Here is a 23,068-nt window from a genome sequence, read left to right on the forward strand (position 1 = left end):
AACGCGCGGACGCAGCCCGCCGCCTGCCCACGGCGCGGTTTCCGGGCGGCTTTGGAGGGGTCAGAGGCCGGCGGTCTTCCGCAGCGGCAGGTTTTCCTTCAGCAGCACCTCGATGCGGATGCGCTCCTGCGAGGCGAGAAGCTCGCGATGGTCGGCGCGGGCGCGCATGATGCGCAGGGCGCTGCGCACGGCATGGCCGGGGTCCTGCGCGATCACGGCGTCGATGCGCTCGTCCATCAGCGCCTGCGCGCTGAAGGGCGTGTGCTCGTGGGCGATGACGGTGAGGGGGCGGTCCCCTTGCGCGTTCCAGACGGCGGTGAGGGGGACGCGCGCCTCGGAACTCAGGACATAGACGGCGACGGTGTCGGGATTGTGCTGCAGCGTGCGCCGGATGATGAGGTCGGCGCGCTTCTCGTCCGCATAGGTCTCCAGCGAGGGCAGGCTCTCGAGATGCGGGAACTGCGCGTTGATGATGCTGTCGAAGCCGAGGCGGCGCTGGATGCTGTCGAGCGCCATCATGGTCTCGGCGACGACCATGATCTTGCCCGGCCGCGCTCCGATGAAGCGGCCGGCGATCTTGCCGGCCGTCGCGCCGGCGGCGAAGTTGTCGATGCCGACATAGTCGGCGCTCTCCAGCCGCTCCTGGCCGGAGAGGAACTGCACCACCTTGACGCCCCGCTCGACGAGGCGCAGCAGCGCGTCGCGCACCTGCGGCGATTCCGGCGCCATCACGGCGACGCCGTCCACCGCGTCGTGGTCGATGGCGGTGAGGTACTTGGCGACGTGGTGCGGGTCGCTCATCGGGATCTGCACGGCCCCGACCTCGGTGGAATCGGCGCGCAAGGCCTCCTTGGCCTCGCGCACGCGGGCGAGGAGTTCGGCAAGATACTGGTCGCCGGAGGTCGGCAGCACGAAGCGGAAGCGGTAGGTCTTGTTGCGTGCCAGCGCCACGGCGGCGGGATTGCGCACGAAGCCGATGCGCTCGATGGCCTCGGCCACCTTCCTTGCGGCCTTCGGGCTGACATTCGGCCGCTCGTTGAGCACGCGATCGACCGTCGCGAGGCTGACACCCGCGGCTTCTGCCAGGTCTTTCGCGGTGGGCCGCATTCTCCGCTCTCTTTCACGACGGCGTGATCCTGATCCGATTCCTCCAACAAAAGCAGGCGAAAAGCAAGAATTGAAGTGCGCACCTCAAAAATTGCTTGCATTGAGGTGCGCACCTCAATATGACTCGTTGCGTGGCCGGCAGGAGGAACGGCGCGTGCCACAAGAGGCGGCGCGGAGGAGGAGGGCCCGATTGCGGGCCCGCCGGAAAGCCAGTCCGCGCCATATGCCCGCACCGGGCGTTTTCAGCCTTCCGATGGGGTCGGAAGGCGAGGGAGGAGGTCCCCGCCATGACATTTCGCCATGCCACATCACTGGCCGCTTTCGCGGCCCTCTTGGCCGCCGGCGCCGCAGCCACGGGTGAAGCGAGCGCAAAGGATCTGACGCTGTGCTGGGCCGCATGGGACCCGGCGAACGCGCTCGTCGAGCTCAGCAAGGATTTCGAGGCCAAGAACGGCGTCACGATGAAATTCGAGTTCGTGCCATGGCCGAACTTCGCCGACCGCATGCTCAACGAGCTGAATTCCGGCGGCAAGCTCTGCGACCTGATGATCGGCGACAGCCAGTGGATCGGCGGCGCGGCGGAGAACGGCCAGTACGTCAAGCTCAACGATTTCTTCGACAAGGAAGGAATCAAGATGGACGACTTCATTCCCGCGACCGTCGTCGGTTACGCGGAATGGCCGAAGAACTCGCCGAACTACTGGGCGCTGCCGGCCTTCGGCGACGTCGTCGGCTGGAGCTACCGCAAGGACTGGTTCGAACGGCCCGAGCTGCAGGCGGCGTTCAAGGAGAAATACGGCCGCGACCTCGCCGTGCCGAAGACCTTTGCCGAATTGAAGGACATCGCCGAATTCTTCCAGAAGCGCGAGATCGACGGCAAGACCGTCTACGGCGCGGCGATCTATACGGAGCGCGGCTCCGAAGGCATCACCATGGGTGTGATGGACGTGCTCTACAGCTTCGGCTTCCAGTACGAGAACCCGGACAAGCCCTATGAGCTGGAAGGCTACGTGAACTCCGCCAAGGCGGTGGCGGGCCTGGAATTCTACAAGCAGCTCTACGATTGCTGCACGCCGCCCGGCCATTCCGACGCCTACATGTCCGAGGATATCGACGCCTACAAGTCGGGCCAGGTCGCGCTGCACATGAACTTCGCCTTCACCTGGCCGGGCATCCATGCCGACGCCAATGTCGGCGGCGAGAAGTCCGGCTATTTCCCGAACCCGGCAGGCCCGGACGGCGTCGCCTTCGCCCAGCTCGGCGGGCAGGGCATTTCCGTGGTCGCGGCCTCGGAAAAGCAGGAGGATGCGCTCGCCTATATCAAATGGTTCGCCCAGCCGGAAATCCAGGAAAAATGGTGGCAGATGGGCGGCTATTCGGCGCTGCGCAAGGTGGTCGAGGATCCAAGCTTCGCCACCAGCCAGCCCTATGCGCAGACCTTCCTCGATTCCATGGCGATCGTGAAGGATTTCTGGGCCGAGCCCGCCTATGCCTCGCTCTTGCAGGCGGCGCAGAAACGCTTCCACGACTATGTCGTCGCCGGCCAGGGCTCCGCGCAGGACGCGCTCGACGGCCTTGCCAAGGACTGGACGCAGGTCTTCGACGACGAAGGCAAGTACTGACGCCGCCGGGCGGCCGGGTTGAGCGCAAGCCGATGCGGCTCCCTTCTTTCCATGGAGCAGGGCCATCGCATCGGAAAGGAAACCGCTGCCAAATCCCCTTCTCCCCCGCGGGGAGAAGGTGCCGGCAGGCGGATGAGGGGGATGCCGCAAGCGCAAAGGCTCGATCCGAGCCACCCCCTCATCCGGCCCTTCGGGCCACCTTCTCCCCGCGGGGGAGAAGGGGAGAACGGCAACGTCGAACCCCAATGCGATGGCGCTGCCCCCTCGAGGAGAAGGGAAACGAGGCACCTTCTTGCGTCGCGGCCGATCGTCTTCATACTCTGCCCTGTCCCGCCGCCTCCCAGCGGGCCACGGGCGCGGCCGGAGCCGGGGATCTGCCCCGGCTCTGTCGCCGCCCAGTCAGATAGTCAGGGGAACACCCATGCTGAAATCCTCCGTGGACCGGATCGCCGAGGCGACGCCGCACGCCATTGCCAGACGCATGCACGGCCTGTCCGACCGCGCGCTCGCCTGGCTCTTCGTCGCCCCGTCGATCGTGCTCTTGCTGGCGGTCAACATCTTCCCGCTCATCTGGACGATCCGGCTGAGCTTCACCAATTTCCGCGTCAACCGGCCCAATGCCGAGGTCGATTTCGTCGGCCTGAAGAACTATGCCAGCATCCTGTCCGACCGCGACATCTGGCTGACCATGCAGGCGACGGCGCATTTCCTGATCTGGACCATCGTGCTGCAGGTCCTCATCGGCTTCTCGCTCGCCTATCTCATCAACAAGAAGTTCCGCGGCAACGATCTGTGGACGACGATCATCGTGCTGCCGATGATGCTCAGCCCGGCGGTGGTCGGCAATTTCTGGACCTTCCTCTACCAGCCGCAGATCGGCCTGTTCAACTATGCGGTCGGCTTCCTCACCGGCGCGGACCCCTCCAGCTTCTCGATGATCGGCGACGTCAAGCTCGCGCCCTGGGCGATCATCATCGTCGACACCTGGATGTGGACGCCCTTCGTCATGCTGATCTGCCTTGCGGGCCTGCGTTCCATTCCGGGGAGCATCTATGAGGCCGCCGAATGCGACCGCGCCAGCAAGTGGCGGCAGTTCTGGACGATCACCATCCCGCTCGTCCTGCCCTTCCTGATGCTCGCCGTGCTCTTTCGCGGCATCGAGAACTTCAAGATGTTCGACCTCGTCGTGCAGCTGACGGGCGGCGGCCCGGGCTCGATCACCGAGCTCACCTCGATCAACCTCAAGCGCGAGGCCTTCGAGAAGTGGCGCACCGGCTATGCCTCCGCCTATGCCGTCATCCTCTTCGTCACGGTCTTCGGCCTAGCCTCGATCTACGTCAAGGCGCTCAACAAGGTGAAACAACGATGAGCAGCTATTCCGTCACCGAGCCCTCGCCAAGGCAGAAATGGGTCGCGGGCATCCTGGTCGTCGGCTACGCGCTGATCACCATCCTGCCGCTGGTCTGGATCATCGCCACCAGCTTCAAGACCCCGTCCGACGCCATCGCCTATCCGCCGAAGACCTTCTTCACGCCGACGGTGGAAGGCTATGTCAACGTCTTCACCACGCGCACCCGGCTTTCGACCGAGCAGTTGCAGGCGCTGGGCGAGCCCACCACCTGGTACGACAAGCTGGTGCGCAAGGACGGGCTCGTCATTTCCGGCCCCTCGCGTTTTGCCGAACGTTTTACCAATTCCGTCATCATCGGCTTCGGCTCGACGGTGCTCTGCATCGTGCTCGGCACGGCGGCTGCCTATGCCTTCTCGCGCTTCAAGGTGCCGCTGAAGGACGATCTTCTCTTCTTCATCCTCTCCACGCGCATGATGCCGCCGATCGCCGTCGCCATCCCGATCTTCCTGATGTTCCGCTCGCTCGGCCTCAGCGACACCCATGCCGGCATGATCCTGCTCTATACGGCGGTCAACCTGTCGCTCTCGGTCTGGCTCTTGAAGGGCTTCATCGACGAGATCCCCGTCGAATACGAGGAGGCGGCGCTGATCGACGGCTATACCCGCTTCCAGGCGTTCTACAAGGTCGTGCTGCCGCAGGCGGCGACGGGCATCGCCTCCACCGCGATCTTCTGCCTGATCTTCGCCTGGAACGAATATGCCTTCGCCGTCCTGTTGACATCCGGCAACGCCCAGACGGCCCCGCCCTTCATTCCCACCATCATCGGCGTCAGCGGCCAGGACTGGCCCGCCGTCGCCGCCGGCGCGACGCTCTTCCTCGTGCCGGTCATGGTGTTCACCATCCTTCTGCGCAAGCATCTCCTGCGCGGCATCACCTTCGGAGCAGTCCGCAAATGACACGATTTTTCAACGGCCTCCTGCATTTCCGGCGCAGCGCGTGGGAAATGCTGGCCTCGGTGCTGATCGCGGCGGGCGTCGTCATGCTCATGCAGCCCTTCGCGCTCACGCTCTATTCCTGGTCCTTCGTCGTCACTCTCCTCGGCACGGTGATGTTCATCATCGTCAGCCACTTCCCGGAATAGGCCGATGGCGCAAATCAGAATCCAGAACGTCCGCAAGGAGTTCGGCGCCTTCACCGCGGTGCGCTCCTCCTCCTTCACCATCGAGGACGGCGAGTTCTTCATGCTGCTCGGCCCCTCCGGCTGCGGCAAGACGACGACGCTGCGCATGATGGCCGGCCTCGAACTGCCGACCTCGGGCGAGATCTTCATCGACGGCGAGGAGGTCGGCATGAAGCCGGCCAGCCAGCGCGACATCGCCTTCGTCTTCCAGATGTTCGCGCTCTACCCGCACATGAACGTGCGCAAGAACATCTCCTATCCGCTGGTCAGCCAGGGCATGAAGCGCGAGGAGGTGAAGACGCGCGTCGCGGAGGTCGCCCGCATCCTCAGGATCGAGCATATCCTCGACAAGCCGGTCGGCGGGCTTTCCGGCGGCGACCGCCAGCGCGTGGCGCTCGGCAGGGCCATCGTGCGCCGGCCGAAGGCCTTCTTCATGGACGAGCCGCTCGGTGCGCTCGACGCGGAATTCCGCGAGCACATGGCGGAAGAACTGCGCGCGCTGCACGACCGCATGGGCGCGACCACCGTCTATGTCACGCACGACCAGCTCGAAGCCATGCAGATGGGCGACAAGATCGTCGTCATGAACCACGGCGTCGTCGAGCAGTTCGGCCGGCCGCAGCAGATCTACGACTGGCCGGCGACGAAATTCGTCGCCCAGTTCATCGGCTCGCCCTCGATGAATTTCCTGGAGTTCGAAGGCATGATCGGCATCGGCGGCAGCAGCGTCGATCTCGGCGGCGTCACGGTCAACGTGCCCGCCGCGCGCGAAGGCCGCGACGGCCGCCTGACGCTCGGCGTCCGGCCGGAACATGTGAAGTTCCGCGACGATGCCGCCTATCGCGGCCGTGTCAGCGCCGTCGAATATCTCGGCACGACGCAGATCGTCACCCTTTCGACGGAACACGGCGAGGTGAAAGCCCGCATCTCCTCGGCGCAGCTGGTGCGGGAGGAGGAGCTTGTCGGCCTCGATTTCGACGCGCGGACCCTCTCGCTCTTCGATGCGGAAAGCGGCAAGGCCCTCCTCTCGGAGGGCAATGAAGGAGTGCTCGGACATGGCTGAGGTCGTGCTTGAAAACGTCACGAAACGCTTCGGCGGCACCGTCGCGCTCGACAACGTCTCGCTGACGGTGCCGGACGGCTCCTTCGTCGTGCTGCTCGGCCCGACAGGCGCGGGCAAGACGACGGTGCTGCGCATGGTCTCCGGCCTCGACGCGCCCGACGGCGGCGAGGTCTTCATCGGCGGCCGGCCGATGAAGGGCCTGTCGCCGGCCGAGCGCAATGTCGCCATGGTCTTCCAGCAATATTCGCTCTATCCGCACCTCACCGTCCGCCAGAATCTGGAGTTCCCCCTGAAATCCCCGCTCCTGAAGACGCCGAAGGCGGCGATCGACCGGAAGGTCCAGGAGGTCGCGGAGGTGCTGCAGATCGCCCACAAGCTGGAGAACAAGGCGACGGCGCTTTCGGGCGGCGAGATGCAACGCGTCTCCATCGGCCGCGCGCTGGTGCGCAATCCCGAGATCTTCCTGATGGACGAGCCGCTGAGCTCGCTCGACGCGAAGCTCCGGGCGGACCTGCGCATCGAATTGAAGCGCATCCAGGCGAAATCCGGCGCGACGCTGCTCTACGTCACCCACGACCAGATCGAGGCGATGACCATGGCGACCCATGTCGGCGTGCTCAATGAGGGCAAACTGGTGCAGTTCGGCTCGCCGCGCGAAGTCTACGAAGAGCCCGTCAGCGTCTATGCCGCGACCCGCCTCGGCCAGCCGCGCATCAACGTGCTGCCGGCCGACCTCTTCGCCGGCGCGCCGGCGGGGGCGAAAAGCATCGGCCTTCGCCCGGAGCACATCGCGCAAGGGGAGGGGGAGGAGGCGCTGGTCAAGCGCGTCGAGCATCTCGGCGACCAGACGCGCCTGCACCTTTCCTTCAAGCGGCACGACCTCATCACCGTCACCGACGCCCACACGCCGCTGAAAGGCGGCGAGACCATCCGCATCCAACCGTCGCGGCCGCTCTATTTCGACGCGGCCGGCATGCGTTTAGCCTGAGGAGAGAACAACCATGGCGCAATTCATCAACAAGCGCGAAGACGTCGTCACCGAGGCGATCGACGGAGTGCTCGCCCTTTCGGGCGGCGCGCTGACCCGGCTCGACGGCTATCCGCATATCCGCGTCGTCAAGCGCAGCGACTGGGACAAGTCGAAGGTGGCGCTCGTCTCCGGCGGCGGCTCCGGCCATGAGCCCGCCCATGTCGGCTTCGTCGGCAAGGGCATGCTGACCGCCGCCGTCTGCGGCGACGTTTTCGCCTCGCCGAGCGTCGATGCCGTGCTCGCCGGCATCCTCGCGGTGACCGGTCCTGCCGGATGTCTCCTCATCGTCAAGAACTATACCGGCGACCGCCTCAATTTCGGCCTCGCCGCCGAGCGGGCGCGTGCCTTCGGCCTCAATGTCTCGATGGTCATCGTCGGTGACGACATCGCCCTGCCCGACCTGCCGCAGGCCCGCGGCGTCGCCGGCACGCTCTTCGTACACAAGATCGCCGGCGCGCTCGCCGAACGGGGAGCCGACCTCGACACGGTCACGGCGGCCGCCAGGAACGTCATCGCCGGCACGCGCTCCATCGGCATGTCGCTCGACACCTGCCGCGTGCCCGGCTCGCCGAAGGAGGACCGCATTCCCGAGGGCAAGGCCGAGCTCGGCCTCGGCATCCATGGCGAGGCGGGTGTCGAGCAGATCGACTTCGCCGGCGCGCGCGCCTCGGTCGCCACCATGGTCGAGCGGCTCGCCGCCGTCATGGGCGAGGGACCGCATGTCGCGCTGATCAACAATCTCGGCGGCGCGTCCGTCTTGGAAATGTCGGTGCTCGCCCATGACCTGCTCGGTTCCTCGGTTGGCGCGCGGATCACCCATGCCATCGGCCCCGCGCCGCTGATGACCTCGCTCGACATGCAGGGCCTTTCCATCTCCGTCTTCCCCGCCGACGCGGCCGAGCTGGAGCTCCTGAAAACCCCCGTGCCGATCGCCGCCTGGCCCGGCGTCTCGGAAGTCCGGCCGATCGCGGTCGCGGCCCTGCCGGACGGCCTGACGCCGATCACGCCGATGCCCTCGAACCACGAGGCGACCCGTGCCTTCGTCATCAACTGCTGCAACGTGCTGATCGCCGCCGAACAGGACCTCAACGCGCTCGATGCCAAATCCGGCGACGGCGACACCGGCTCGACGCTGGCGGGCGCCGCCCGCGCGCTGATCAACGCCATCGACCGCCTGCCGCTCTCCGACCACACGCAGCTCCTGCGCGCCATCGGCCAGGAGCTGAGCCAGACGATGGGCGGCTCCTCCGGCGTGCTGCTCGCCATCTTCTTCGCCGCCGCCGGCGACGGCGCCTCCAGCGGCCTGCCGATGCGCGAGGCCCTGCGTGCCGGTCTCGCCCGCATGCAGGAGATCGGCGGCGCCAGCATCGGCGACCGCACCATGGTGGACGCCCTCTCCCCCGCCCTCGAAGCGCTCGGTGAGAGCGTGGCGGCAGCCGCCGGCGCGGCCCGCGAGGGCGCGAACTTCACCGCGACGCTGACGCGCGCGAAGGCGGGGCGGGCGGCCTATATCAACGCGAAGCAGCTTGAGGGACATGTCGATCCCGGCGCGGAGGCGGTCGCCCGGCTGTTCGAGCATCTGGCGGCTTGAGGGGCGTCGAAAAAATCAAGGCTGGGGCGGCGATGGTGCCGCTCCGGCCTTTTCGTTTGCGGTGAAGACCCCCTCTGCCTGCCGGCATCTCCGCTTGAGGGCAGGCGAGTTGCATATGGAATGAGGCGACGCGTCTTGCCCCTTCTCCCCCGCGGGGAGAAGGTCGCGGCAGCGGGATGAGGGGGTGGCGCAGATGTCGGACGGTGTGCAAGCCCCCTCATCCGGCCCTTCGGGCCACCTTCTCCCCGCGGGGGAGAAGGGGAAAGCAGCAGCGTGCTGCCATATGCAATTCGCCTGCCCTTGTGGGCAGGGGCCTTCCGCTTTACACCGCCTGCGTCTCTCCCTCCATCGTCGACTTGCCATGCTGCACCAGCGGGCGGTTGCCCGCCAAACGCCGCAGCAGCACATAGAAGACCGGCGTCATGAAGATGCCGAAGAAGGTGACGCCGATCATGCCGGAGAAGACGGCAAGGCCCATGGCGGCGCGCATTTCCGCGCCCGCGCCCGTGGACAGGACCAGCGGCACGACGCCCATGATGAAGGCCATCGAGGTCATCAGGATCGGGCGCAGGCGCAGGCGGCTCGCCTCTATCGCGGCCTTGATCGGCGTCCTGCCCTCGAACTCCAGCTCGCGCGCGAATTCGACGATCAGGATGGCGTTCTTCGCCGACAGGCCCACCAGCACCACGAGGCCGATCTGGGTGAAGACGTTGTTGTCGCCGCCCGTGTACCAGACCCCGGCGAGCGCGGCGAGCACGCCCATCGGCACGATCAGGATGATGGCGATCGGCAGCGTCAGGCTTTCATATTGCGCGGCGAGCACCAGGTAGACCAGCAGCAGCGCCAGCGGGAAGACGACGATGCTCGAATTGCCGGCGAGGATCTGCTGGTAGGTGAGGTCCGTCCACTCGAAGTCGATGCCGGGAGGCAGCGTCTCGGCCGCGATCTTCTCGACGGCTTCCTGCGCCTGGCCGGAGGAGAAGCCGGGGGCCGGGCCGCCGTTGATGTCGGCGGCGAGGAAGCCGTTGTAGCGCGTGGTGCGCTCCGGCCCGGTCGTCGCGTCCACCTTGAGGAGGGCGGCGAGCGGGATCATCTCGCCCGTCTGCGAGCGCACTTTCAACTGGCCGATATCCTCCGGCTTGGCGCGGAAGGCGGAGTCCGCCTGGACGCGCACGGAGTAGGTGCGGCCGAACGCGTTGAAGTCGTTGACGTAGAGCGAGCCGAGATAGATCTGCAGCGTCTCGAACACGTCGGTCACGCGCACGCCGAGCTGCTGGGCCTTGGAGCGGTCGAGGTCGGCGTAGAGCTGCGGCACGTTGATCTGGAAGCTGGAGAACAGGCCCGCCAGCTCCGGCGTCTGGTAGGCTTTCGCCAGGAACGCCTGCGTCGCCTCGTTGAGCGGCCCGTAGCCGAGGCCGGCGCGGTCCTCGATCTGCAGCTTGAAGCCGCCCGTCGTGCCGAGGCCGTTGACCGGCGGCGGCGGGAACATGGCGATGAAGGCATCCTGGATGGCGCCGAACTTCTGGTTCAGCTGCATGGCGATCGCCCCGCCGGAAAGCTCCGGCGTCGTGCGCTCCTCGAAGGGGGCGAGCGAGGCGAAGACGATGCCGGAATTCGAGCCGATGGTGAAGCCGTTGATCGACAGGCCCGGGAAGGCGATGGCATGCTCGACGCCCGGCTGCTCCAGCGCGATCTCGCTCATCTTCTTGATGACCTCTTCCGTGCGGTCGAGCGTCGCGCCGTCCGGAAGCTGGGCGAAGCCGATGAGGTACTGCTTGTCCTGCGCCGGCACGAAGCCGCCCGGCACGGCGTTGAACACCGCATAGGTCGCGCCGACGAGGGCGAGATAGACCGCCATCACCAGGGACTTGCGCGTGACGAGCCCGCCGACGCTGCGGCCGTAGCCGTTGCCGGCGGCGCTGAAGGCGCGGTTGAAGCCGCGGAAGAACCAGCCGAACAGGCCGTCCATCACGCGCGTCAGCCAATCCTTCGGCGCATGGTGGTCCTTCAGGAGAAGGGCGGCGAGCGCCGGGGAGAGCGTCAGCGAGTTGATGGCGGAGATGACCGTCGAGATCGCTATGGTGAGCGCGAACTGGCGGTAGAACTGGCCGGAGAGGCCGCTGATGAAGGCGAGCGGCACGAAGACGGCGACGAGCACCAGCGCGATGGCGATAATCGGGCCTGACACTTCGCGCATCGCCCGGTAGGTCGCTTCGCGCGGGGACAGGCCGTTCTCGATGTTGCGCTCGACGTTCTCGACGACGACGATGGCATCGTCCACCACGATGCCGATGGCGAGCACGAGGCCGAAGAGCGTCAGCGCGTTCACCGAGAAGCCGAAGGCATACATCACGGCGAAGGTGCCGATGATGGAGACCGGGACGGCGAGCAGCGGGATGATCGAGGCGCGCCAGGTCTGGAGGAAGATGATGACGACGAGCACGACGAGCGCCACGGCCTCGAGCAGCGTATCGACGACCTTGTCGATCGAGGCGCGCACGAATTCCGTCGTGTCGTAGACGATCTCGTATTTCACGCCCTCGGGCATGGCGATCTGGAGCTGGTCCATCGTGGCGCGGACATTGTCGGCGATCTCGATGGCGTTGGAGCCCGGCGCCTGGAGCACGGCGACGGCGACGGCCGGCTCGCCGTCGAGCAGCGAGCGCAGCGAATAGTCGGCCGCGCCCATCTCGATGCGGGCGACGTCGCGCAGGCGGGTGATCTGGCCCTCGGCGCCGGTCTTGACGATGATGTTGCCGAATTCCTCCGGCGTGCGCAGGCGCCCCTGCGCATTGACGTTGAGCTGGAGGTTGACGTCGTTGGCGGTGGGCGAGGCGCCGATGATGCCGGCGGCGGCCTGCACGTTCTGCTCGCGGATGGCGTTGGAAATGTCGCTGGCGGCGAGCGCATGCTCCGCCGCCTTCTGCGGATCGATCCAGACACGCATCGCATAGTCGCCCGCGCCAAAAACCTGGACCTGGCCGACGCCCTCGATGCGGGCGAGGCGGTCCTTGATGTTCAGCGTGGCGTAGTTGCGCAGATAGGTGATGTCGTAGCGGTCGGTCTTCGAGACGAGGTTCACCACCATGATGAAGTCCGGCGAGCTCTTGACCGTGGTGACGCCGAGCGCGCGCACTTCGGCCGGCAGGCGGGGTTCGGCCTGCGACACGCGGTTCTGCACGAGCTGCTGGGCCTTGTCCGGATCGGTGCCGAGCTTGAAGGTGACCGTCAGCGTCAGGACGCCGTCGGAGGTCGCCTGGCTGTTCATGTAGAGCATGTCCTCGACGCCGTTGATCTGCTCTTCGAGCGGCGTCGCGACGGTTTCGGAAATGACGACCGGGTTTGCGCCGGGATAGGTGGCGCGCACGACGATCGAGGGCGGCACGACCTCCGGATATTCGGAGATCGGCAGGGCGCGCATGCCGATCAGGCCGGCGACGACGATGAGGATCGACAGCACCCCGGCGAAGACCGGGCGGTCGATGAAGAAACGGGAGATGTTCATGGCAATACCCCTCTCCAGGGACGAACGGACCCATCCGGCGGGCGATGCGCCGCCGGCGGGCATGGGATTGTTGGTATTGGCGGCCTCTAATCTTGGCCGTTTGCCGTAGCACCCCCCTCTGGCCTGCCGGCCATCTCCCCCTCAAGGGGGGAGATCGGATGGAGCAGCCTCTCGCCCATCTCCGACGTCGCGGATTGAGCGGGGTTCTTGCCTCCTGCCAATCTCCCCCCTTGAGGGGGAGATGGCCGGCAGGCCAGAGGGGGGTGTCATGGCACCGTTGGAATAATGCTTGTGAGACGCCGCGGCTGCGGCGGCCCGCCTACTTCGCCGAAGCGACGTTCTCCTGCACCTGCGGGTCGACGACGACGCCGGGGCGGATGCGCTGCAGGCCGTTGACGACGATGCGGTCGCCGCCGGAAAGGCCGCTTTCGACGACACGCTCGTTGCCGGACAGGCTGCCGAGCACGACCGGCCGGTAGGCGACCTTGTTGTCCTTGTCGACGACGAAGACGAACTTCTTGTCCTGGTCGGTACCGATCGCCTTCTCGCTGACGAGGATCTTGCTCTCGGCCTTCGGCTCGCCCATGCGGATGCGCACGAACTGGCCGGGGATCAGCCTGCCGCCGGGATTGTCGAAGACGGCGCGCACGGTGATCGTGCCGCTCGCCGCGTCCACCTCGTTGCCGATGAGCTGGAGCTTGCCGCGGATCGGCGTGCCCTCGTCGGCGAGCGTGCCCACCTCGACGGGGATCTGGTCGATCGGCGGCAGCGCGTCCGTGGAGGCCGGCAGGGCGGCAAGGGCTCTCGCGACCGTCTCCTCGCTGACATTGAAGCCGGCATAGATCGGGTCGACCGAGACGAGCGTCGTCAGCGCCGGCGAGGTCGAGCCGGCGGCGACGAGGTTGCCGGTGGTGATCTCCACCTTGCCGACGCGGCCGGAAACCGGCGCGCGCACTTCCGTATAGCCGAGCTCCAGCTTGGCGGCGTGCAGCGTGGCCTCGGCCGTCTTCAGCGCGGCGCGGGCCTCGGCCAGCGCGTTCTGGCGCGTGTCCACCTCGCTTTGCGAGATGCTGTTGCTCCTGGCGAGGCGCTGGCCGCGCTCAAGCTCGGTCGTGGCGAGCTTGACCCGGGCCTCGGCCGAGGCGTACTGGCCTTCCGCCTGCGTCACCGCGGTCCTGAAGGGCTCCTGGTCGATGGTGAAGAGCAGATCGCCCGCCTTCACCAGCGCGCCCTCGCGGAAGTTCACCGCCTCGATGGCGCCGGCGACGCGCGAGCGGATCTGCACGCGGTCGATCGCCTCCAGGCGGCCGGAAAATTCCTGCCAGGTCACCACGTCGCGGTTTTCCACGACCGCGACCGTCACCGGAACGGCGGGCACTTCCGCCGTCACGGTGGCTTCGGCCTGGGCGACATTGCCCGGCAGTTGGAAATAGAGGGCTGCGGCGGAAAAGGACACAGCCAGTCCCAGGCCGGCGCCCGTCAGGGCCCAGCGTTTGCGCTTCGACGTCATTTTCTCGTTCTCCTTGCGGCCCCCTGGGCCGCGGGTTCAAATTAAATTAGTGAATGCTTATATCCTGAACAAAACCCGAAAACTGGCGGCCGACCTCCTCTTGCCAGGGGGAGGGCCGGTTGGGAGACCAGCCGGGGGTTTCGCCTTCGCTCCCGCCGTAAATCTCCGGCCAGCCTGCTCCGGCGGGAAGCACATGCTGGCGAACTTTCACGCCGGCCGCCCTGAGGCAGTCGGCGTAACCGAGGGCTTCGTCGCGCAGCGGATCGTCCTCTGCCGACATGACGAGGGCGGGTGCGACGCCTGCAAGCCGCGAACAGAGGCAGGGCGCCGCATAGGGATGGCAGACGCCGCCGCTGAGATAGTGGCTCCAGCCGTCCGCCCAGCGCTGGCGCATGCCGAGCGCCTCGGACTCGCGAAAGGAGGCGGTGCCCATGAAGGGATCGAGCAGCGGCGAGAACAGCACCTGGCCGTCCAGCTCGTTGGCGAAATGGTCGCGGGCCTTCAGCGCGACGCCGGCGGCGATGTTGCCGCCGGCCTCCTCGCCGCCGATGATGAGCGGCGACTTGCGGTCGCCGAGGCCGGCGCGCTTCTTGGCGAGATAGGAAAACATGGAAAAGCCGACTTCGAGCGGCTTGGGAAAGACGCCGCCGCCCGGCGCGCCATAATCCAGCACCGCGACGATGGCGCCCGTGGAGGCGATGGCCTCGGCGACGGGGGAGGGGCGAAGGCCCTCTTCCAGGAACGCGCCGCCATGGAAGTAGAGGAGGATCGGCGCGCCCTTGGCGAACTCCGCTCCCTGATAGACGCGCGCGGACACGGGGCCGATGGCCACCTTGTCGAACGTCATATCCTTGATCTCTACCGACATTGCCGTGTCCTCGGGCCCCCTGGAATTAGGATGGGGCCTCACCATTTATATCGTGCCTGATCTCTGCGATATAAGTGCGCTAAAATTGACTTCACTATCCAGATTTTCGAACAATAGCAGCTTCCAACGTGGGAATGTTCCATGGATCAGCTTTCCGCAATGCGTGCCTTCCTCCGCGTGGTGGAGACCGGCAACTTCACCCGGGCCTCCGCTGCGCTCGGCATGCCCAAGGCGACGGTGAGCAATCTCATCCAGAACCTCGAGACCCACCTCCAGACCAAGCTGCTCAACCGCACGACGCGCCGGGTGGTGGTGACGACGGACGGGGCGCTCTATTACGAACGGGCGATCCAGATCGTCGCGGAGATCGACGAACTGGACGGCAGCCTTTCCCATTCCCATGCAAGCCCGCGCGGGCGCCTGCGCGTCGAGATGGCGGGGGCCTTCGCCGACCTGCTGGTCATCCCGCGGCTCGGCGATTTCCACAGGAAGTACCCCGACATCCATATCGACCTCGGCGTCGGCGACCGGATGGTGGATTACCTGGCGGAGAATGTCGACTGCGCGCTGCGCGGCGGGGCGCCGGGCGACCAGTCGCTGATCGCCCGGCGCGTCGCCGAGATCGACGTCGTGACCTGCGCCGCCCCCGCCTATATCGAGGCGTTCGGGGCGCCGGACCATCCGCTGGATCTCGGCGGGGAGCACCATTGCGTCAACTATTTCCTGGCGCAGGCCAATCGCATCATGCCCTTCGCTTTCGAGAAGGATGGCGAGAAGGTCGAGGTCAACGGCCGCTACATCGTCTCGGTCAACGACGCGCGCAGCTATCTTGCCGCGGCGCTCTCCGGCCTGGGCGTCGCGCCGCTGCCGCGGTTCATGGCGACGGAGGCACTGGCGAGCGGTGCGCTCGTGCCGGTGCTGCCGGGCTGGCGCTGCGAGCCGATCCCGCTCTATATCGTCTATCCGCCGAACCGGCACCTCTCCAACAAGGTCCGCGTCTTCGTCGACTGGCTGGTGCGGCTTCTCGCCGAGGCCGAGCTCGGCGCGCCGGCAAGGGCTGCGGGGCGGATGAAGGGGTGATCCTGCGGGCTTGAAGCAGGCTTGTGGTGCGCGGGGACTACCCCTCTGTCCTCCGGGCATCTCCCCCACAAGGCAGGCGAATTGCATATGGAATGAGGCGACGCGTCTTGCCCCTTCTCCCCCGCGGGGAGAAGGTCGCGGTAGCGGGATGAGGGGGCGGCGCAGACGTCAGACGGTGTGCAAGCCCCCTCATCCGACCCTTCGGGCCACCTTCTCCCCGCGGGGGAGAAGGGGAAAGCAGCAGCGTGCTGCCCCTCACCAGCGTTGCGGTTTGAGCAAGTTTTCGCATCTTGCCGATCTTCCCCCTTGAGGGGGAGATGCCCGGCAGGGCAGAGGGGGGTGTAGCCGTAGCCCGCCGCCGCTCTCCCGCAACGCCTCAGTGCTGGTCGAGCACCCGTGTCAGGGTGAGGGCGGCGATGGTGCAGATGGCGCCGGAGATCAGGTAGCCGCCGATGAAGACGATGCCGAAGCTGGTGGCAAGGCCGAGCGCGACGAGCGGGGCGAAGCCCGCGCCGACGAGCCAGGCGAGGTCCGAGGTCAGCGCCGCGCCGGTGTAGCGGTAATGTTGCGTGAAGCGCGAGGAGACGGCGCCGGACGACTGGCCGAAGGTGAGGCCGAGGATGAAGAAGCCGATCAGGATATAGGCATCCTGCCCCTTGCCGCCGGCATCCAGCAGGAAGGGCGCGGAGAAGGAGAAGATCGCGATGAGGATGGCGCCGGCCATAAGCTGGTTGCGCCGGCCGATCCGGTCGGCGATGACGCCCGACAGCACGATGCCGACCGCGCCGACGGCCGCGCCCGCCACCTGCACCCAGAGGAATTCCTGTACCGACTGGCCGCCGGTGAGCGTGATCCAGGACAGCGGGAAGATGGTGACGAGATGGAACATGGCGAAGCTTGCGAGCGGCACGAAGGCGCCGAGCACCACGTCCATGGCATGCTTGCTCAGCATTTCGAAGACCGGCCGGGCCTGCAGCTCCTGCGCCTCCATGGCCGCGCCGAACTCCTTGCTGGCGACGATGCGCAGGCGCGCGAAGAGCGCCACCACGTTAATGGCGAAGGCGACGAAGAACGGATAGCGCCAGCCCCAGGCGAGGAAATCCGCCTCGGACAGGCTGGTGACGAAATAGGCGAAGAGAACGCTGGCGAGCGCGAAGCCGATCGGCGCGCCGAGCTGCGGGATCATGGCGTACCAGCCGCGGCGGTTCTCCGGCGCGCTGAGGTTGAGCAGCGAGGCAAGCCCATCCCAGGCGCCGCCGAGCGCAAAACCCTGGCCCAGCCGGAAGAGCGCGAGCAGCGCGACGGCCCAGTAGCCGATCGTCTCGTAGCCCGGCAGGAAGGCGATGGAGGCGGTCGAGCCACCGAGGATGACCAGCGCCACCGTCAGCTTGGTGCCGCGGCCGTAGTTGCGGTCGATCCACATGAAGACGAAGGAGCCGACGGGGCGGGCGAGGAAGGCGAGCGGGAAGAGCGCGAAGGACATCAGCGTCGCGGCGACCGCGCTGCCGGCGAAGGGGAAGATCAGCTTCGGGAAGACCAGGATGGAGCCGAGGCCGTAGACGAAGAAATCGAAGAATTCGGAGGTGCGCCCGATCACCACGCCGATGGCGACGCTGCCGGGCGAAAGCGGCTTGTCGTCCGCATGCATGCGGCGGGCGTCCCGCTCGAGGCCCGAGGACGAAGGGTTAGCGACCGAACTCATGAATTTCTCCGAGCGATGTGCGCCATGTCGTTAGAGTGTTGACTATTCGGCGTCCAATATCAAGAATTAGGCGAAACGTGCGCGCTGCGGCAGGGTTGCGTCCGAACCTTCGACCCGACGCAGCGGGTGTGCGAGACCCGCGACGATTATTGCGCTAGATCAATTTTGCGGCGGCGGACAGCCCAAAAGTTTCTACCGCACTGCGACAGAATGCTGCGCTGCGACGAAGCACCTCACTTCCAAGCGCGACGATGCCCGCTTATTGCCGACTAGACAGAACGCAAGTTGAGGCCGCAATGCCGAAGCCATTCAGTTTAGCCCGAGTCTCGATCCTCCCCCTGATGCTGGTCCTGCTTTCCGGATGCAACATGGTCGTCATGTCGCCTTCCGGGGACATCGCCACGCAGCAACGGGACCTGATCGTCATCTCCACCATCCTCATGCTGGTCATCATCATCCCGGTGATCGCCATGACGCTCTATTTCGCCTGGCATTACCGCCAGTCGAACACGGCGGCGAAGTATGATCCGGAGTGGCACCACTCGACGGGCCTGGAAGTCGCCATCTGGTCGGCCCCGCTCGCCATCATCATCGCGCTCGGCGCCATCACCTGGGTCAGCACCCACAAGCTCGATCCGTACCGGCCGCTGGAACGGCTCGACGCGGCGCGGCCGGTGACGGAGGAGATGAAGCCGATCACCGTCGAGGTGGTGGCGCTCGATTGGAAATGGCTGTTCTTCTACCCGGACTACGGCATCGCCACGGTCAACGAGATGGCCGCCCCCGTCGACGTGCCGATCAACTTCAAGCTCACGGCCTCCTCCGTGATGAACTCCTTCTACGTGCCCGCGCTCGCCGGCATGATCTACACCATGCCCGGCATGGAAACGAAGCTGCACGCCGTCATCAACAGGCAGGGCGAATACGAGGGCCTGTCGTCCAACTACAGCGGCGACGGCTTCTCGCACATGCGCTTCAAGTTCCACGGGCTCGACCAGGCCGGTTTCGACGCCTGGATCGCGCGGGTGAAGCAGAACGGCACGGCGCTCAACCGCGACGCCTACCTGAAGCTCGAAAAGCCGAGCGCGAAGGAGCCCGTGCGCTACTATGCCACCGTCGACGACGGGCTCTACGAGGCCGTGCTCAACATGTGCGTGCGCGAAGGCCAGATGTGCATGAAAGACATGATGCATATCGACATGACGGGCGGGGCGGGCAAGGAGAGCCACGAGAACAAGGCCAAGCTCGAACACGACAACCGCCATGCGAAGGACGAGGCGCCCGCCGCCACCTTCCCCGAGACCGGCAATCCCGCGCGCAGCGAGGAACCGGCCGAGGGCGTGGAGGAGAACCCGGCCACGATGAACCACGACGCGCACCAGTCGCACTAGCTTTCATTGCGCCCGCCGGCCGCGGCGGGCGCGCAAGGCCCTCGAATGCACCGGGCCGCCTACGAAACGATATTGGACGATCCCATGTTCGGCGACATCAGCCTCACGCAATTCCTCTTCGGACGGCTCACCTGGGAGGCAATCCCCTACCACGAGCCCATCCTCGTCGTGACCTTCGCGGTCGTGGCGCTGGGCGGCATCGCGCTTCTCGGCCTGATCACCAAATTCAAGCTCTGGGGCTATCTCTGGCACGAATGGTTCACATCCGTCGATCACAAGAAGATCGGCATCATGTACATCATCCTCGCCATCATCATGCTGCTGCGCGGCTTTGCCGACGCCATCATGATGCGCATCCAGCAGGCGATCGCCTTCGGCGGCAACGAGGGCTACCTCAACCCGCACCACTACGACCAGATCTTCACCGCGCACGGCGTGATCATGATCTTCTTCGTGGCGATGCCCTTCGTCACCGGCTTCATGAACTATGTCGTGCCGCTGCAGATCGGCGCGCGCGACGTCTCCTTCCCCTTCCTCAACAACTTCTCCTTCTGGATGACGACGGGCGGGGCGGTCATCATCATGATGTCGCTGTTCGTCGGCGAATTCGCCCGCACCGGCTGGCTGGCCTATCCGCCGCTCTCCGGCGCGGACTACAGTCCCGGCGTCGGCGTCGATTATTACATCTGGGGGCTGCAGGTCGCCGGCGTCGGGACGACGCTGTCGGGCATCAACCTCATCGCGACCATCGTGAAGATGCGCGCGCCGGGCATGACCTTCATGAAGATGCCGGTCTTCACCTGGACGTCGCTGTGCACCAACATCCTGATCGTCGCGACCTTCCCGATCCTGACGGCCACGCTCGCCCTCCTGTCGCTCGACCGCTATGTCGGCACGAACTTCTTCACGAACGACCTCGGCGGCAACCCGATGATGTACATCAACCTCATCTGGATCTGGGGCCATCCGGAGGTCTACATCCTCGTGCTGCCGGCCTTCGGCATCTTCTCCGAGGTGGTGGCGACCTTCTGCGGCAAGCGGCTCTTCGGCTATACGTCGATGGTCTACGCCACCTGCGTGATCATGATCCTCTCCTACATCGTCTGGCTGCACCACTTCTTCACCATGGGCTCGGGCGCCTCGGTGAACGCCTTCTTCGGCATCACGACGATGATCATCTCGATCCCGACGGGCGCGAAGATGTTCAACTGGCTGTTCACCATGTATCGCGGCCGCATCCGCTACGAGGTGCCCATGCTGTGGACGGTCGGCTTCATGGTGACCTTCGTCATCGGCGGCATGACGGGCGTGATGCTGGCCATCCCGCCGGCCGATTTCGTGCTGCACAATTCGCTCTTCCTCATCGCCCATTTCCACAACGTCATCATCGGCGGCGTGCTCTTCGGGCTGATGGCGGGCGTCGTCTACTGGTTCCCCAAGGCCTTCGGCTACAAGCTCGATCCGTTCTGGGGCAAGATGAGCTTCTGGTTCTGGCAGATCGGCTTCTTCTTCGCCTTCATGCCGCTCTACGTGCTGGGCCTCATGGGCGTCACCCGCCGCGTCAGCCAGTTCGAGGACCCGACCCTGCAGATCTGGTTCGTCATCGCCGCCTTCGGCGCGGCGCTGATCGCGCTCGGCATCGCCTCCTTCGTCATCCAGCTCGTCGTCAGCTTCTTCAAGCGCGACGAGCTGCGCGTCACCTCCGGCGATCCCTGGGACGGGCGCACGCTGGAATGGTCGACCTCCTCGCCGCCGCCGGACTACAACTTCGCCTTCACCCCCGTCGTGCACGACCATGACAGCTGGTACGACATGAAGAGCCGCGGCTACGAGCGCCCGCTGGAAGGCTTCAAGCCGATCCACATGCCGAAGAATACCGGCACGGGCGTCGTCCTGTCGGCCATCAGCGTCGTGCTCGCCTTCGCGCTGATCTGGTACATCTGGTGGCTGGCGGCGCTCTCCTTCATCGCGCTCATCGCGGTGTCGATCGCCCACACCTTCAACTACGACCGCGACTTCTTCATCTCCGCCGAGACCGTGACGGCGACCGAGGACGCGCGCACGAAACTGCTTGCGGAACGGACCTGAGCCCATGAGCGCGACCCAAGTCCACGATACCGGCGAAAAGCCGACCTTCTACCTGACGGAAGACCATCATCCGGAAAACAGCACCATGCTGGGTTTCTGGCTCTACCTGATGAGCGACTGCCTGATCTTCGCCGTGCTCTTCGCAACGCATGGCGTGCTCGGCCGCAACTATGCGGCAGGGCCGTCGCCGGCCGATCTCTTCGACCTGTCGCTCGTCGCCATCAACACGGCGATGCTGCTCCTCTCCTCCATCACCTACGGCTTCGCGATGCTCCAGATGGAGCGCAACGCCAAGATGGAGACGCTCGTCTGGCTCGGCATCACCGGCGTCTTCGGCGCGGCCTTCCTGGCGCTGGAGCTCTACGAGTTCTACCATCTGATCCATGAGGGCGCCGGGCCGACGCGCTCGGCCTTCCTGTCGTCCTTCTTCACGCTGGTCGGCACGCACGGCCTGCACGTCACCTTCGGCATCATCTGGCTGGTCACGCTGATGGTGCAGGTCAGGAAGCACGGCCTCACCCATGAAAACCGCCGCCGGCTGATGTGCCTTTCCATGTTCTGGCACTTCCTCGACGTCATCTGGATCGGCGTCTTCTCCTTCGTCTATCTCCTGGGAGTCCTCGGATGAGCGCCCACCCCGCCCACGAAAACGCCGCCGAGGCCCACCACGCCCATAGCCATGGCCACGATGCCGGCCACGGCTCGTTCAGGGGCTACATGATCGGCTTCGTGCTTTCGATCGTCCTGACGGCCATTCCCTTCTGGCTGGTCATGGGCGACGTCATCGACAGCAAGCTCTTCACCGCCGTGCTGGTCATGGGCATCGGCGTGGTGCAGATCGTCGTGCACATGGTCTACTTCCTGCACATGAACCCGCGCTCGGAAGGCGGCTGGACGCTGATGGCGCTGATCTTCACCCTCATCATCGTCGGCATCGCCATTGCCGGCTCGCTCTGGGTCATGCATCACCTCAACACGAACATGATGCCGATGACCCACGAGATGATGAAGACCATGCCCTGACCGGGGGATGTTATGGACAGGCAGGCACGGGACGGAGACGTCTCCCTCGGCCCCTCATCCGGCCTGCCGGCCACCTTCTCCCCGCTTGCGGGGCGAAGGGGATATGCCGCGCCGGTTTCCCCGAGAATTGCCCTTTCGTGGGCCGCGTCCCCTCTCCCCGCTTGCGGGGAGAGGGTCAGGGTGAGGGGCACTTTCCTGATGAGATGCCCGGCAGGGCAGAAGGGGGCGGCCTAGCCCATGTCCGAGCCCTCCGCCCGCGCCCGGCGCCTCCTCACCGGCTTCCTCCTCGTCCTCGTCGCCGTCTTCCTCGCGCTCGGCACCTGGCAGGTGCAGCGCCTGTTCTGGAAGCTCGACCTCATCGCCCGTGTCGAAAGCCGCGTCCACGCCGACCCCGTGCCGGTCCCCGCCCGTGCCGAATGGCCGGCCGTCAGCCGGGAGGAGGACGAGTACCGCCGTGTCACCGCCACCGGCCTCTTCCAGCACGACAAGACGGTTTTGGTGCAGGCCGTGACGGAGCGCGGCGCCGGTTTCTGGGTGCTGACGCCGCTCCTGCTGCCGGATGAGACGGCCGTGCTGGTCAACCGCGGCTTCGTGCCGGCGGACCGGCGCGATCCGGCCGCGCGCGTGGCAAGCGAACTGGCCGCCGGTCCCGTCACGGTGACGGGGCTGCTGCGCCTCAGCGAACCCGGCGGCGCGTTCCTGCGCGCCAACGATCCGGCCGCCGACCGCTGGTTCTCCCGCGATGTCGCTGCGATTACCGCCGCGAAGGGCCTTTCCGGCGCGGCGCCCTATTTCATCGATGCGGATGCGACGCCCAATCCCGGCGGCCTGCCGGTCGGCGGGCTGACGGTCGTCGCCTTCCGCAACAGCCACCTCGTCTACGCGCTCACCTGGTATGCGCTGGCGGCGATGAGCGCGGCCGGCGCCTGGGCCGTCCATCGACGAAGGCTCGGCTGA

18 protein-coding genes are annotated in these 23,068 nt (G+C 66.1%); 13 read left to right on the plus strand and 5 right to left on the minus strand.

Features of this window, described 5'->3' with window-relative positions; genetic code table 11:
- Nucleotides 1-60 precede the first annotated feature (60 nt).
- Nucleotides 61-1,107 (minus strand): LacI family DNA-binding transcriptional regulator, encoded by a 1,047-nt coding sequence (locus MUU56_RS19455; RefSeq protein WP_244768944.1) that lies wholly within the window; start codon nt 1,105-1,107, stop codon nt 61-63.
- Nucleotides 1,108-1,394: 287 nt separating this feature from the next.
- Between MUU56_RS19455 and MUU56_RS19460 the strand changes: the two genes are divergently transcribed.
- The 7 genes from MUU56_RS19460 (at nt 1,395) to MUU56_RS19490 (ending at nt 8,944) form a co-directional block, all read left to right on the plus strand.
- Nucleotides 1,395-2,729: an ABC transporter substrate-binding protein gene (locus tag MUU56_RS19460; protein WP_244768945.1), complete on the plus strand. Its 1,335-nt coding sequence runs from the start codon at nt 1,395-1,397 to the stop codon at nt 2,727-2,729.
- Between the two features lie 421 nt (nt 2,730-3,150).
- Nucleotides 3,151-4,098: a carbohydrate ABC transporter permease gene (locus MUU56_RS19465; protein WP_244768946.1), complete on the plus strand. Its 948-nt coding sequence runs from the start codon at nt 3,151-3,153 to the stop codon at nt 4,096-4,098.
- Nucleotides 4,095-5,036, plus strand: coding sequence for a carbohydrate ABC transporter permease (locus MUU56_RS19470; RefSeq protein WP_244768947.1), 942 nt, complete (start codon nt 4,095-4,097; stop codon nt 5,034-5,036). The genes MUU56_RS19465 and MUU56_RS19470 overlap by 4 nt, the downstream gene beginning before the upstream one ends.
- Nucleotides 5,033-5,221, plus strand: a complete 189-nt coding sequence (locus MUU56_RS19475; protein WP_244768948.1) for a hypothetical protein — start codon at nt 5,033-5,035, stop codon at nt 5,219-5,221. Before MUU56_RS19470 ends, MUU56_RS19475 begins: the two co-directional genes overlap by 4 nt.
- A gap of 4 nt (nt 5,222-5,225) precedes the next feature.
- A complete protein-coding gene (locus MUU56_RS19480; RefSeq protein WP_244768949.1) occupies nt 5,226-6,323 on the plus strand; it encodes an ABC transporter ATP-binding protein in 1,098 nt (365 codons plus the stop codon).
- Nucleotides 6,316-7,311 (plus strand): ABC transporter ATP-binding protein, encoded by a 996-nt coding sequence (locus tag MUU56_RS19485; RefSeq protein ID WP_244768950.1) that lies wholly within the window; start codon nt 6,316-6,318, stop codon nt 7,309-7,311. Before MUU56_RS19480 ends, MUU56_RS19485 begins: the two co-directional genes overlap by 8 nt.
- Nucleotides 7,312-7,324: 13 nt before the next feature.
- Nucleotides 7,325-8,944, plus strand: a complete 1,620-nt coding sequence (locus tag MUU56_RS19490) for a dihydroxyacetone kinase subunit DhaK (RefSeq protein ID WP_244768951.1) — start codon at nt 7,325-7,327, stop codon at nt 8,942-8,944.
- Between the two features lie 322 nt (nt 8,945-9,266).
- On the opposite strand, the gene MUU56_RS19495 is transcribed toward MUU56_RS19490, so the two are convergent.
- From MUU56_RS19495 to MUU56_RS19505, 3 genes are all read right to left on the minus strand, one after another.
- Nucleotides 9,267-12,449, minus strand: a complete 3,183-nt coding sequence (locus tag MUU56_RS19495) for an efflux RND transporter permease subunit (protein ID WP_244768952.1) — start codon at nt 12,447-12,449, stop codon at nt 9,267-9,269.
- A gap of 319 nt (nt 12,450-12,768) precedes the next feature.
- On the minus strand, nt 12,769-13,959 hold the full coding sequence (locus MUU56_RS19500; protein WP_244768953.1) for an efflux RND transporter periplasmic adaptor subunit: 1,191 nt from the start codon (nt 13,957-13,959) through the stop codon (nt 12,769-12,771).
- Nucleotides 13,960-14,005: 46 nt separating this feature from the next.
- Nucleotides 14,006-14,827, minus strand: a complete 822-nt coding sequence (locus MUU56_RS19505; protein WP_244768954.1) for an alpha/beta hydrolase fold domain-containing protein — start codon at nt 14,825-14,827, stop codon at nt 14,006-14,008.
- A gap of 141 nt (nt 14,828-14,968) precedes the next feature.
- On the opposite strand from MUU56_RS19505, the gene MUU56_RS19510 reads away from it, so the two are divergent.
- Complete coding sequence (locus tag MUU56_RS19510; protein ID WP_244768955.1) at nt 14,969-15,907, plus strand: LysR family transcriptional regulator; 939 nt, start codon at nt 14,969-14,971, stop codon at nt 15,905-15,907.
- Between the two features lie 376 nt (nt 15,908-16,283).
- Here MUU56_RS19510 and MUU56_RS19515 read toward each other — a convergent pair whose 3' ends face one another.
- On the minus strand, nt 16,284-17,609 hold the full coding sequence (locus MUU56_RS19515) for an MFS transporter (RefSeq protein ID WP_244768956.1): 1,326 nt from the start codon (nt 17,607-17,609) through the stop codon (nt 16,284-16,286).
- Between the two features lie 296 nt (nt 17,610-17,905).
- On the opposite strand from MUU56_RS19515, the gene cyoA reads away from it, so the two are divergent.
- The 5 genes from cyoA to MUU56_RS19540 all read left to right on the plus strand — a co-directional run bounded on the left by cyoA (nt 17,906) and on the right by MUU56_RS19540 (nt 23,068).
- Entirely contained in the window at nt 17,906-19,000 is a 1,095-nt protein-coding gene (gene cyoA / locus MUU56_RS19520; protein ID WP_244768957.1) for a ubiquinol oxidase subunit II, read from the plus strand.
- Between the two features lie 84 nt (nt 19,001-19,084).
- Nucleotides 19,085-21,088 carry a cytochrome o ubiquinol oxidase subunit I gene (cyoB, locus tag MUU56_RS19525; protein WP_244768958.1) on the plus strand — a complete coding sequence of 668 codons (2,004 nt, stop codon included), beginning with the start codon at nt 19,085-19,087 and terminating at the stop codon, nt 21,086-21,088.
- 4 nt (nt 21,089-21,092) lie between these two features.
- On the plus strand, nt 21,093-21,716 hold the full coding sequence (gene cyoC, locus MUU56_RS19530) for a cytochrome o ubiquinol oxidase subunit III (RefSeq protein WP_244768959.1): 624 nt from the start codon (nt 21,093-21,095) through the stop codon (nt 21,714-21,716).
- Nucleotides 21,713-22,111: a cytochrome o ubiquinol oxidase subunit IV gene (cyoD, locus tag MUU56_RS19535; protein WP_244768960.1), complete on the plus strand. Its 399-nt coding sequence runs from the start codon at nt 21,713-21,715 to the stop codon at nt 22,109-22,111. The genes cyoC and cyoD overlap by 4 nt, the downstream gene beginning before the upstream one ends.
- A gap of 237 nt (nt 22,112-22,348) precedes the next feature.
- Nucleotides 22,349-23,068 (plus strand): SURF1 family protein, encoded by a 720-nt coding sequence (locus tag MUU56_RS19540; protein ID WP_244768961.1) that lies wholly within the window; start codon nt 22,349-22,351, stop codon nt 23,066-23,068.

It is taken from the genome of Shinella yambaruensis (genome assembly GCF_022899355.1).
GTDB lineage: Bacteria > Pseudomonadota > Alphaproteobacteria > Rhizobiales > Rhizobiaceae > Shinella > Shinella yambaruensis.

Coding starts and splice junctions, on each gene's coding strand:
- MUU56_RS19490 (WP_244768951.1), top strand. CDS start 7,325: ATGGCGCAATTCATCAACAAGCGCGAAGACGTCGTCACCGAGGCGATC.
- cyoB (WP_244768958.1), top strand. CDS start 19,085: ATGTTCGGCGACATCAGCCTCACGCAATTCCTCTTCGGACGGCTCACC.
- MUU56_RS19515 (WP_244768956.1), bottom strand. CDS start 17,609: ATGAGTTCGGTCGCTAACCCTTCGTCCTCGGGCCTCGAGCGGGACGCC.
- MUU56_RS19500 (WP_244768953.1), bottom strand. CDS start 13,959: ATGACGTCGAAGCGCAAACGCTGGGCCCTGACGGGCGCCGGCCTGGGA.
- MUU56_RS19505 (WP_244768954.1), bottom strand. CDS start 14,827: ATGTCGGTAGAGATCAAGGATATGACGTTCGACAAGGTGGCCATCGGC.
- MUU56_RS19460 (WP_244768945.1), top strand. CDS start 1,395: ATGACATTTCGCCATGCCACATCACTGGCCGCTTTCGCGGCCCTCTTG.
- MUU56_RS19465 (WP_244768946.1), top strand. CDS start 3,151: ATGCTGAAATCCTCCGTGGACCGGATCGCCGAGGCGACGCCGCACGCC.
- MUU56_RS19455 (WP_244768944.1), bottom strand. CDS start 1,107: ATGCGGCCCACCGCGAAAGACCTGGCAGAAGCCGCGGGTGTCAGCCTC.
- MUU56_RS19485 (WP_244768950.1), top strand. CDS start 6,316: ATGGCTGAGGTCGTGCTTGAAAACGTCACGAAACGCTTCGGCGGCACC.
- MUU56_RS19510 (WP_244768955.1), top strand. CDS start 14,969: ATGGATCAGCTTTCCGCAATGCGTGCCTTCCTCCGCGTGGTGGAGACC.
- cyoA (WP_244768957.1), top strand. CDS start 17,906: ATGCCGAAGCCATTCAGTTTAGCCCGAGTCTCGATCCTCCCCCTGATG.
- MUU56_RS19540 (WP_244768961.1), top strand. CDS start 22,349: ATGTCCGAGCCCTCCGCCCGCGCCCGGCGCCTCCTCACCGGCTTCCTC.
- MUU56_RS19470 (WP_244768947.1), top strand. CDS start 4,095: ATGAGCAGCTATTCCGTCACCGAGCCCTCGCCAAGGCAGAAATGGGTC.
- MUU56_RS19475 (WP_244768948.1), top strand. CDS start 5,033: ATGACACGATTTTTCAACGGCCTCCTGCATTTCCGGCGCAGCGCGTGG.
- MUU56_RS19495 (WP_244768952.1), bottom strand. CDS start 12,449: ATGAACATCTCCCGTTTCTTCATCGACCGCCCGGTCTTCGCCGGGGTG.
- MUU56_RS19480 (WP_244768949.1), top strand. CDS start 5,226: ATGGCGCAAATCAGAATCCAGAACGTCCGCAAGGAGTTCGGCGCCTTC.
- cyoC (WP_244768959.1), top strand. CDS start 21,093: ATGAGCGCGACCCAAGTCCACGATACCGGCGAAAAGCCGACCTTCTAC.
- cyoD (WP_244768960.1), top strand. CDS start 21,713: ATGAGCGCCCACCCCGCCCACGAAAACGCCGCCGAGGCCCACCACGCC.